This window comes from Chryseobacterium sp. JM1 (assembly GCF_000737715.1).
Taxonomy (GTDB): Bacteria; Bacteroidota; Bacteroidia; order Flavobacteriales; family Weeksellaceae; genus Chryseobacterium.
Map to the genome: position 1 here is coordinate 614,361 of NZ_JPRN01000003.1, position 11,960 is coordinate 626,320.

At 37.5% G+C, this 11,960-nt stretch carries 8 protein-coding genes; 7 read left to right on the forward strand and 1 reads right to left on the reverse strand.

The annotated features are described in order from the left end of the window. Positions 1-74 precede the first annotated feature (74 nt). On the reverse strand, positions 75-1,112 hold the full coding sequence (locus IW22_RS07900; RefSeq protein ID WP_034725489.1) for a PLP-dependent cysteine synthase family protein: 1,038 nt from the start codon (positions 1,110-1,112) through the stop codon (positions 75-77). Positions 1,113-1,334: 222 nt separating this feature from the next. Between IW22_RS07900 and IW22_RS07905 the strand changes: the two genes are divergently transcribed. From IW22_RS07905 to IW22_RS07935, 7 genes are all read left to right on the forward strand, one after another. After that, a complete protein-coding gene (locus tag IW22_RS07905) occupies positions 1,335-4,820 on the forward strand; it encodes a DUF2723 domain-containing protein (RefSeq protein ID WP_034725490.1) in 3,486 nt (1,161 codons plus the stop codon). Between the two features lie 91 nt (positions 4,821-4,911). After that, positions 4,912-6,399 carry a hypothetical protein gene (locus tag IW22_RS07910; RefSeq protein ID WP_034725491.1) on the forward strand — a complete coding sequence of 496 codons (1,488 nt, stop codon included), beginning with the start codon at positions 4,912-4,914 and terminating at the stop codon, positions 6,397-6,399. Between the two features lie 98 nt (positions 6,400-6,497). Beyond that, on the forward strand, positions 6,498-7,025 hold the full coding sequence (locus IW22_RS07915; RefSeq protein WP_034725492.1) for a DUF1697 domain-containing protein: 528 nt from the start codon (positions 6,498-6,500) through the stop codon (positions 7,023-7,025). A 690-nt stretch (positions 7,026-7,715) separates the two neighbouring features. Next, positions 7,716-8,525, forward strand: coding sequence for a 3-deoxy-8-phosphooctulonate synthase (gene kdsA / locus IW22_RS07920; RefSeq protein WP_034725494.1), 810 nt, complete (start codon positions 7,716-7,718; stop codon positions 8,523-8,525). A gap of 44 nt (positions 8,526-8,569) precedes the next feature. Continuing rightward, complete coding sequence (locus IW22_RS07925) at positions 8,570-10,774, forward strand: TonB-dependent receptor plug domain-containing protein (protein ID WP_034725496.1); 2,205 nt, start codon at positions 8,570-8,572, stop codon at positions 10,772-10,774. A gap of 189 nt (positions 10,775-10,963) precedes the next feature. Then, positions 10,964-11,344, forward strand: a complete 381-nt coding sequence (locus IW22_RS07930; protein ID WP_228384014.1) for an HYC_CC_PP family protein — start codon at positions 10,964-10,966, stop codon at positions 11,342-11,344. 114 nt (positions 11,345-11,458) lie between these two features. Further along, positions 11,459-11,932 (forward strand): DUF3347 domain-containing protein, encoded by a 474-nt coding sequence (locus IW22_RS07935; RefSeq protein WP_034725497.1) that lies wholly within the window; start codon positions 11,459-11,461, stop codon positions 11,930-11,932. Positions 11,933-11,960: the final 28 nt, after the last annotated feature.

An 11,960-nucleotide genomic window follows, 5' to 3' on the forward strand; every position in this document is an offset into this window, starting at 1 on the left:
AGTAATTTTTAAGTGAAAAAGTCTTTCCTGTAAAACACAAAAGACTTTATTGGTATCGTGGTTTATATATATTTCTATTTGATGAATTCTGTTTTGAAAACTTCATCGTAGTTGTGTACGCAGTTATTAACAAAACCCTGTTCAGCCATCCATTTGTCGCTGTATACCTTCGTGATATACCTCGAACCGTGATCCGGGAATATCAGGACAATGATATCATCTTTGGTAAGTTCGTGAGACTGTGCATACTGAATAAGGGCCTGTGTAACGGCTCCTGTAGTATATCCACCCATGATGGCTTCTTTAAGCGCTATTTCACGGGTTCTGTAAGCGGACATCTCGTCATTTACTCTTACAAACTCATCCACCTTGTCAAAAAGAAGGGCAGCAGGGATCAAGTTTTTTCCCATTCCTTCGATCTGATAAGGATGTACATCTTCTTTATGGATCTCTCCGGTTTCGTGGTAGCTTTTCAGGATAGACCCGTCAGCATCCACACCGATGATCTTGATACCGGGATTTTTCTCTTTTAGAAATTTCCCAGAACCGGACAATGTTCCACCCGTTCCAGTGCAGGCAAAAAGGTGTGTGATTTTACCCTCTGTCTGCTCCCAAATTTCAGGACCTGTAGTCTGGTAGTGTGCATCAATATTCAACTCATTAAAATATTGATTGATGTAAACTGAATTTGGTGTCTCTGAAGCTATTCTTTTAGCTACTTCATAGTATGATCTCGGATCGTCTGCCGCTACATTGGCGGGACAAATGTATACAGTAGCCCCTAATGCTTTTAAATAAGCAATTTTCTCAGGCTTCGTTTTGTCGCTTACCGCCAGAATACATTTATATCCCTTGATAATACAGACCATCGCAATAGAAAAACCGGTATTTCCGGAAGTAGTTTCTACAACTACTGAATCTTCCTTTAATAAACCTTTTTGTTCAGCGTTTTCTATAATATGAAGTGCTATTCTATCTTTTGTGGAATGTCCAGGATTATATGATTCTAACTTGGCATAAACGGTTGCAGGAATATCTTTTGTAACAGTATTAAGCTTCACCATAGGAGTATGTCCTATTAGGCCAAGAATATTATCGTAAACATTACTCATTATTTGTTATTTTCAATAAAAATCTGACCGCAAAAATACAAAAAAATAAATAATTACTAAACTTTTGTTTGATTTCAAGCCAGCGATTCAGCAAAATTTATTTTCTGATTTGCAATCTTACGCGAAGTACGATCACAAATACTACGCCAAATTTTTTAAATTTTGTTAAAAACACCATAGAATGCTATAAAAGCCTTATTTTCGCGTAATTGATTTAATACTATGAAAAATTGGACTTTTAAGCAATGGAACACCGTTTTAGGATGGGTGATTTTTGTCATTGCATTTTTCACGTACTTGTCGACCATAGAACCCAATTTCAGTTTCTGGGACTGCGGCGAGTACATTTCCTCAGCTGTAAAACTTGAAGTAACGCACGCTCCCGGAGCGGCTTTATTCCAGATCGTGGGTGCCGTGGCAGCCATTTTTGCTTTAGGAAAAGGAGAAAACTATTCTATCGTCATCAATGCGATGTCTGCCTTGTTCAGTGCACTGACGATTTTATTCCTATTCTGGACGATTACACATTTTGTAAGAAGACTTTTAAACAAGGATTTTGATGAAGTAACGAAGCATCAGGAAATTTCTATTCTTTTTGCAGGAGCGGTAGGCGCATTGTGCTTTACCTTCTCAGATACCTTCTGGTTTTCTGCAGTAGAAGGAGAAGTATATTCCATGGCTTCCATGTTTATCGCTTTGCTGGTTTGGCTGATTACGAAATGGGAAAACGAGTACCTGGCGAAAGACAGCGAAAGATGGATCATCCTTATTTTCTTTGTATTAGGACTTTCTGTAGGGGTACACATGATGGGGATGCTTGCAGTACCGGCCGTATGTCTGGTTTATTATGCAAGAAATTACAAATTTACCTGGAAAAACTTTATCTGGGCTAATGCGATCACGCTGGGAATTTTGATTATTGTTTTTAAAATTATTTTCCCGCTGATCATGACGATGTTCGGAAGACTTGAAATATTCTTCGTAAACGGACTTGGACTTCCTTTCCACTCAGGAACAATTGTCGCATTTATTTTAATGACAGTAGCTTGTTTCTTCATCATTAAATATGCAAGAAAGGCTAAGAAAAATATTTATCAGACCGCTGCATTGTCAGTGGTGTATATGATCATCGGTTTCTCATGCTGGATGGTCATTCCTATCAGAGCGAATGCGAACCCTCCGATGAACCTTAACGATCCGGATACGGCTATTGGTATGCTGGATTATTACAACAGAGAGCAGTACGGTGACTGGCCAACCATTTACGGACAGAACTATACCGCTTTCCTTGATGCGAATGGAATTGAGAAAAATGAAGACGGAAGTTTCAAAACTCAGAAAACAGGTGAGATCTACGAAAAAGATGAGAAAACCGGAACGTACAGAAAAACCGGAGACCGTTTCAATTATGTTTTCAGCAAATCTCAGGTAAGCTTAATGCCTAGAATGTTCAATGAAGATAAGGATGTGATGGCGAACTACATTTCAATGTACGGAGCTCCTGATTTTACCTTCAATTATGCTAATGAAGATGTGGCAGACAATCCTCAGGCAAAGCAGATCTTTGATGAACTGAGAGGAAAATATGAAGATAAATCTATCACAGCGGCAGATTATCTGAAAGTGAAGCCTTATAATCTGATCAATGTTCAGAAGCCTTCACTGGCTCAGAATATGGACTATTTCATTACATTCCAGAACGGTTATTATTTCGTAAGATACCTGATGTGGAACTTCGTGGGAAGACAGAACGACCTTGAAGGAAACATGGAAAATACTAAAGGAAACTGGATCTCGGGAATTTCTTTTATAGATAATGCTTTATTAGGAAACCAGGATAAAATGCCTGCAAAATTCCAGAATGAAAGTACCGTGAAATTCTTCTTTTTACCTTTAATTTTAGGGTTGATCGGATTCTTCTTCCAGTTAAACAGGGACTTCGGAAGATTCTATGCACTTCTTTCCTTATTTGTCTTAACCAGTGTCGGAATTGTTTTCTATACAGGAGTAAAACCATTTGAACCAAGAGAAAGAGATTATGCGATGGTAGGCTCGTTCTACGCATTTGCCATTTGGATCGGAATGGGAGCCGGCGCTATTTTATGGTTTATCCAGTCCAAAGTAAAATCTAATGGTGCGAACATTGCACTGGGTGTAGTTTTATTGGGTGTCCCTTTCATGATGGGCTTCCAGAACTATAATGTACATGACAGAAGCAACAGATATACGGCTTATGATTATGCTTATTCCGTATTAAAATCGCTTCCGAAAAACGATATCTTATTTGTTTACGGAGATAATGATACCTATCCGGTATGGGCTATTCAGGAAACGGAAAGATTCAGAGATGATGTAAAAGTGGTGAATTTCACGCTTGCTTCTACACCATGGAACTTAGATCAGATCAAGAGAAAAACATATAATGCGGCAGGAATTCCAAGCCAGTTGACTCACGATGATTACAGAGATGGGGTGAATGACCAGATCTATATGATGAAGAAAGAGGACTGGGAAGGCGTTTTCTCTATGTTAAAAGAACAAGGCGTTCCGGATACCCAATTCGCAGCCTTCAGAAAATATCTTACTCAGGATTCATTAACGCTGAAAGAGGCAGTTAATTTTATCAAGTTCAAGTCTCCTGAAAAAGACGAACTTTTAAAAATGTATTTCGGGGAAGAAAAGTTTGAGAAATACAATATTCTTCCGGTGAACAAATTCATTCTTCCTGTAAATAAGGAAAATGCATTAAAGGCAGGAATCATTAATCAGGCCGATCTTCCGAACGTAGTGAACCAGATCATGATTACTTATAAAGGAAACACACTTTATAAAAACAACCTGATCATGCTGGATATGCTGGCGAATTTTGACTGGAAACGTCCAATCAACTTCTCATCAGGAGGAATTTACGATAACGAAAATATTTTCTATCTGAACGAATACCTTCAGTTTGACGGATTCAGCTACAGATTGGTTCCTATCCATACCGTTCAGAACGTAGACGGAGATATGGGAAGAGTAGATCCTAATTCTTTATATAATGTAGTGAAAAACTTCAGATGGGGTAATTTCAAACATTTAAAGAGCCATTTTGATGAAACCGCTACATCCAATATCATGAGCTATAGAATGTCAGCAAGCAGAGCCGCTTCAGCACTTGCATTAAACGGTCAGAAGGCTAAAGCAGTAGAATTACTTGATCTTGCATCAAAAGAAATTCCTGCTGAAAAATTCAATGATCCGCGTTCACTGAGTGCTATGGTAACAGGATATATCATTGCAGGACAGGAGAAAAAAGGTCTTGAGCTGGCAGAAATCCTTAAAAAAGGAATTTTTGAAGAGTATGATTATTATCTAAGTCTTGCTCCGGCAGATCAGAACTTTGCAAGAAGACAGATGAGAACGAAACCTATGGAATATTCTCTTGTCGTTGCAGCCGTTACAGATGCCTATAAGAAGCTTGGACAGGATGATAAAGCCTACGCGTACCTTGTAAAATCCATAGAGCCGATTGATAAAAAGTTCAATGCTTTCATCAAAGAGCTTCAGGTGATGGGGAAAGAAAAGGCAATGAAAGAGTCTGAAAATGTACAGAAGATCACGCCTTTCTACCAGTATCTGTTCGATGTGATGCAGCCTTTTGATTCTACGTATTCAAAAGAAAAAGAGGAGCAGATCACCACAGCGATTATCAAAGTAACACAATAAAATACTTAACAAAAACGGAACTTCGGTTCCGTTTTTTTGTTATTGGGATTCCTGAATTTTAAGATTATATTTGTCAAACCAAAAATGCGTGATGGCAAAAAATACAATTAACAGGATCCCGATTTATGCCGTAATTTTTACGGTTGTTTTAAAACTTCTTTTTTTACTGACTCATTATATTCAGGAAGATGCATTCATCACCTGGAGAGTAGCCCAGAATTTACTGGACTATGGAGTGATAGGCTTTAATGGCGAAACCAAAATTTCAGCTTCTACCACCCATCTGTATGTTTTTGTTTCCTATCTGTTCAATCTGATCTTCGGCAAAGAATATTTTATTGAACCTCTTTTAATTTTCAATTCTGTCCTTTTTACTATAGGCACTTTATTTCTTGCGAATCTTACCCTTAAAAACCCATGGCATAAAGCTATTTTTATATTTTTAATTGGAATATTACCGCCAGCCGTGAAGATCTCCATCCTCGGAATGGAATACGGAATTCTTTTCTTTCTGGAAATGGTGCTTCTGTATTACGGCTTCAGTAAAGGCAAAAGATGGGCACTTATTTTTCTGCCGGTTCTGATTATGTTTACAAGAATCGATACTGTGATTTTCCTGGGGATTGTATTCCTGGTGGATGTTTTCTGGAACAGAAAGGTGAAATGGAATTACGTTTTCGGTGGAATTCTGGGGCTTTTATTTGCCTTGTCCTTCAACTGGCTGTATTTCGGAGAGCTGGTGAACAATACGATTGTAGCCAAAAAACTATTATATGAGCACCATTTTACTTTTGAGCAAAATCTTAATTATTTCCTGGTAAGTTTTGGTAATTTCTGGGGAATGCTGAAGCTTCCCGGAAACTTCAATCCGGTTACAGTCATTGTATTGATTTTTGAACTGCTTTGCTTTATTTATCTTGTCAGACAAAGAGAAAAGAGAAATTATTTTTTATGGATAATTTTTATTTTCGGCTGGGCAAAACAGATTATTTTTCTTTCTCAAAAAAGCTTATTCGACTGGTATTACTGGGTGCCGCAGCTACTGCTTTTTGTTCCCGTTCTTATTTTTGTCCTGGAGCAGAAGGAGAGGAGAAATCTATGGTTGTCATTATTGGTGGTGTTTTATATCGTTCCGATGTTGGCTTTCCAGACGGTACATGCCATTGCAACAGGAAACGGGGAGTGGAATTACCGAAGAGGAATCGGACTGTTTCTGGATGCTTTTGAAAAAGACAAAAAACAGTGGATCCTTTTGGAGCCCGCAGGATATATTCCTTATTTTTCAGGATTAAAAACCATTGATGAAGTAGGATTGGTGGATAAGCAAATCCAGATGGAAGTGAAAAAAGATAAGGCTCATTACTGGATTAATACCGTCAAAAACAGGAAACCCAAATATCTTCTTTCTTATAAAAATTTATTTCAAGGGAGTGATGCTCTGTATTATCAGACACATTACAAACTGATGAAAGAATTCAGGATAAAAGACAACCTGAAAAGCGATAATCCCATTCTGGAAAAAATCTATCATCTTAAACCATCAGGAACAGATTATAATTTGTATATTAAAATTGATTGAAAATTAGAAGTTAGAAGTTAGAAATTAGATGTGAACATTCAATATTCTATTGCCCTATAACCTGCAACCTAAACCCTCTCACCTAATCCCTAAAAAAAATGAAATACTGTGCTTTTCTCCGCGGCGTGAACGTAAAAGGAACCAATATGAAAATGGCTGATGTCTGCCAGGTTTTTAAAGAGGCCGGAATGCTGGACGTAGGTTCGGTATTGGCTTCCGGAAATATTGTGTTCTCTTCTGATAAAAAAGCTGATGATTTAAAGAAAATTCTGGAAAAGGCGATGTCTGATCATTTTTCTTATGAAGCTTTTTTATTCATCAAGTCTCAGGAAGAAACAGAAATATTCTGGAACAGTATTCCTTTTGAAAAAAATGATGATCTGCATATCTACGGATTTGTAGGAAATCCCGGAGTGGAAAGTGTTTTGATGGGAGCGTTTGAAGCTGCTTCCAAAACTGACAATGAAAAGGCTGAGATCGTTAATGACCTATTTTACTGGCAGGTTCCGAAGGGAAATACGCTGGATTCTTCTTTTGGAAAAGTCTTAGGCAAGAAAAGTCTTAAAGACCAGTTCACGAGCAGGAATATCAATACTTTTGAGAAGGTTTTAAAGAAAATGAGTTGATCAAAGTTTGAGTTCAAGTATCAGAGTATTTTTTTAATTGAGATTAATAATCTGTAAGATCTGCGTGAGATTATAATTTTAACCACAGATTTCATTGATGAACACAGATGATTGCGTGCATTTTTATTCTTTTGAATGGATGAATGTTTTTGAAGATTATAGTAGAGATCTGCGAAATCTGTGAAATCTGCGTGAGATTTTATTTTAACCACAGATTTCACTGATGAACACAGATGATTGCGTGCATTTTTATTCTTTTGAATAGATGAATGTTTTTGAAGATTATAGTAGAGATCTGCGAAATCTGCGTGAGATTTTATTTTAACCACGGATTACACAGATGAACACAGATGATTGCGTATATTTTTTTTTTGGATAGATGAATATTTTTGAAGAGTATATTAGCGATCTGCGAAATCTACGAAATCTGCAGGAGATTATATTTTAACCACGGATTGATGGACACGGATGATTGTGCATATTTTTTCTATCTTTCTTTTGATATTTCTATGAATGCTTTTATTTTCTCTAAAACTCTAAAACTCTAAAACTCTAAAACTCTAAAACTCTAAAACTCTAAAACTCTAAAACTCTAAAACTCTAAAACCCTTCCCCAATCAAACCCCTGAAATAATTTCCGATTCTGAAACTTTATAAGTATTTTTACTGAACTTTTTAATGTAAATAAAAATGATCCAGTATTTAGATAATATTCAACACAAAGATTCAAAAAACTTTTTCCTTATTGCCGGTCCGTGCATCATTGAAGGTGAAGACATGGCGTTAAGAATCGCAGAAAAAGTAATTCAGATCACAGATAAATATAATATTCCTTATATTTTCAAAGGGAGCTTCAAGAAGGCTAACAGAAGCCGTGTAGATTCTTTTACATCAATTGGTGAGGAGAAATCGCTTGAGATCCTTAGAAAAGTGGGCGAGACCTTTAATATTCCTACCACAACGGATATCCATGAAAATGAGCATGCGGCACTGGCTGCACAATACGTTGATGTATTACAGATTCCTGCATTTTTAGTACGTCAGACCGATCTTTTGGTGGCTGCGGCTGAAACCGGAAAATGTGTAACGTTGAAGAAAGGGCAGTTCCTTTCTCCGGAATCAATGAAATTTGCGGTTCAGAAAATTACAGATTCCAATAACCAGAAGGTGGCTATCATTGAAAGAGGAAATTCTTTCGGATATACTGATCTGATCGTAGATTACAGAGGTATTCCTACAATGAGAGCATATGCGCCGGTGATTTTGGATGTTACCCATTCATTACAGCAGCCTAACCAGAGTTCTGGGGTGACTGGTGGAAGACCGGACCTTATAGAAACAGTGGCCAAAGCAGGAATTGCGGTAGGAGCCGATGGACTTTTCATCGAAACACATCCAACGCCGGAAACTGCTTTGTCAGACGGAGCCAACATGTTAAGATTAGATTTATTGGAAGATTTGTTACAAAAATTAACAAGAATCAGAGAATCAATTTTGTAATTGTTAAAAAATCCCTATTTTTAGAAATTCTTAAAACATTTCTTTTGAAAAAACTAGTTTTACCGTTGAGCCTTATGGTTCCTATGCTTATTTTCTCTCAAAATAAAAAAAGAGATACAGCAAATAAAGTAACCGATATTGAGGAAGTCGTTTTCCAGAAAAAAGTAGTCGGAAGAACGAACGACATTACCAATGTCAAGATTTCAGCAAAAGATGCTAAAAATGTAGCCTCTATAAGTGGCGGAATAGAAGGAATCCTTAAAACACTACCTTCCGTAAACTCCAACACCGAGCTGTCTTCCCAATATATGGTGCGTGGTGGAAACTATGACGAAAACCTTATCTACATCAATGATATTGAAATCTACAGACCTTTTCTGATCAGAAATTCACAGCAGGAAGGACTGAGTATCATCAATCCGGATATGGTTTCTACAGTCAACTTTTCAGCCGGAGGTTTTGAACCCAAATATGGAGACAAAATGTCTTCAGCTCTGAATATCTATTACCGTGAACCGGAGAAATTTGAACTTTCAGGAGAAGCGAGTTTGATCGGGGGAAGATTAACAGCAGGTCTGGCTTCAAAAAATAAAAAGTTGACCGCTTTGTTTTCAGGAAGATACAGAAATACCAATCTTGTTCTGAATACCCTGAATGAGGATACGGATTTTAACCCAACCTATTGGGATTTCCAGTCATACATCAACTATCATTTCAGCGACAAATTCTCCATGTCATTCATTGGATATTATTCAAAGAATGATTATGATATGATTCCTAAAGCGAAGAGTGTTACTTTTGGTAGTTTACAGCAGCCTATTACCGTAAATATTGGTTATAATGGCAAGGAGCAGGATATGTATAAAAACATGATGGGAACTATTTCAATGAACTATAAGCCTTCTGATCAATGGAAGTTTACATTGGACAGTTTTGCTTATCAGAACAGAGAAAAAGAATATTATTCCATCGCATCAGGATATGAGATCCAGACTTTCGATCCTGTAACTCAATCACCCAATCCGTCTTTTGATGGAGGCGGGCAGATAGAACATGCCAGAAACGATTTGTATGTGAAAACGTACGGAACACAGTTCAGAGCAAAGTTTTCCCCGAATGTCAATACAGATATAGAAGTCGGTGTTAAATACGAAAAAGAAAATCTGAATGATAATACCAACGAATGGAAGTTGGTAGATGCTGCAGGATACAGTATTCCGTTACCTGTTGATGATCCGAGAACCGGAACTTCAGGAGATTTGAAGCTGTTTTATCATATTGCGGGAGTCAATCAGATTGAACCTACGAGGCTTTCCGCATATGCTCAGTATTCTCAGAAATTTTACTGGGGAGCGAGCAAAGTATTTGTGAATGCCGGAGCCAGAGTTTCCAACTGGAGCTTTAACAAAGAAACCATCTTTTCTCCAAGAGTTCAGTTTGCGATCAAACCTGACTGGGATACGGATATGCTATTCAAACTTTCCGGAGGGGTCTATTACCAGGCACCTTTCTACAAGGAGATCAAGGATTTGGACGGAAACTTTAATACGAATATAAAATCTCAGCGTTCTATGCAGGTTATTCTTGCCAACGACTACGAGTTTTATATGTATGACAGACCGTTTAAGCTGACTACAGAAGCTTATTACAAGAAAATGGACGATCTGATTCCTTATTATATGGATAATGTGAGGATCCGCTATTCCGGTAAAAATAATGCATCAGGTTATGCTTACGGAATTGACACCAGATTATTCGGGGAATTTGTTCCCGGAGTAGATTCTTGGCTGTCTGCGAGTTATGCAAGAGTGTATGAAAATATTGATGGGAAAGGAGATATTCCAAGACCTACCGATCAGAGATTCAGATTTGCGATGTTCTATCAGGATTATATGCCGAAATTCCCGTCTATGCGTGTGAACCTTACATTGGTATATGCCATGGGACTTCCGAACGGAGCACCTGTTTTCACAGACCCTTATCAGTACCAGAGAACACTTCCTTCATATAAAAGGGTGGATTTAGGGCTTTCAAAGGTATTCATCGATTCCAAAAACAAGAAAAACCGTTCCGGGTTCTGGGGTAATTTTGATGAACTGACTTTAGGAGTTCAGGTTTTCAATGCATTTAACATCAACAATACAGTGGCTAACCAATGGATCACAGATTACAACACAAGCTCAATGTATGCGGTGCCTGTACGTCTTACGGGGCGTTTCTTCAATGTGAAGCTGGAATTCAAATTATAAAATAGAAGTTAGAAGTAAGATATTAGAAGTTAGTAGGGATTCCTTATAATTTCGAAAACGACTCAAACTGAAAAATAAAGAAAAGCTCCTGAATATTTCAGGAGCTTTTTCGTTGGGGCAGAATTTTATAACAAGTATACACAATTTTATAACAGCAGTTTCGGGGATATTTTTACCTTTGTCTTACCAATGAAAAAGATTCTCGCCATATTTTTCTCTGTTTTCTACTTCGGATTTTCTTCCGGAGCAGCATTCAGCGTACATTTCTGTATGGAGGAATTTGTTTCCGTAAGCCAGAAAACCACAGATATCTGTGGCAAGTGCGGGGTCAAAGAAAAAAAAGGATGTTGTAAGACTGAGGTTAAAGTGGTAAAAGTAGATGATTCTCAGAAATCTGATCTGCTGATGATCGACTTTTTAAGCCAGATCGCTCCAACACTTACACAACAGCATTTTTTCCTTGCCGACAAATCTTTTTCCGCTACAAAATTTACTCAGATAAGAATCAATGGGCCACCCGAATACAAACCGGTTCCCATCTATCTCAATCATTGTCATTTTAGAATTTAAGATCCGTCTGTTGTCTGGTAGTGTTCAGATGATCACTCCTTCGTAGACAACACGGCTCAACGCATCATGCGTTTCAGTTATTCTTTACTAAAATTAATTCTAAAATTTAAAACAATGAAAAAATATATCATTACAGCAGCATTCTCTTTATTCTCAATCGTTTCACTTTCTGCACAGTCTAAAAAAGACGCTCAGGTTTCAAAACTGTATCAGAACTACATCGCTATCAAATCAGCCTTAGCTTCAGATGATGCCGATAAAACCTCAAAAGCTGCTACAGAATTTATTAAAACAGCCTCAACTGTTGATTATAAAATGGTTTCAGAGGGTAATCTAAATATTCTGAGAAAAGACGCCACCGTGATTTCCGATGCCAGAAATATCTCGGCCCAAAGAGAAACCTTTTCCAACCTTTCTGAAAATATGATCGCTTTAACCAAAGAGTTCAAACTATCTGAAAAACCGGTGTATGTACAGCATTGCCCAATGGCTGATTCAAACTGGTTAAGCGACGAAAAACAGATCGCTAATCCTTACTACGGAAAATCCATGCTTACTTGTGGAAGTGTAAAGTCAGAAATAAAATAATTATTGTAATTAATTTTAAAACAATAAG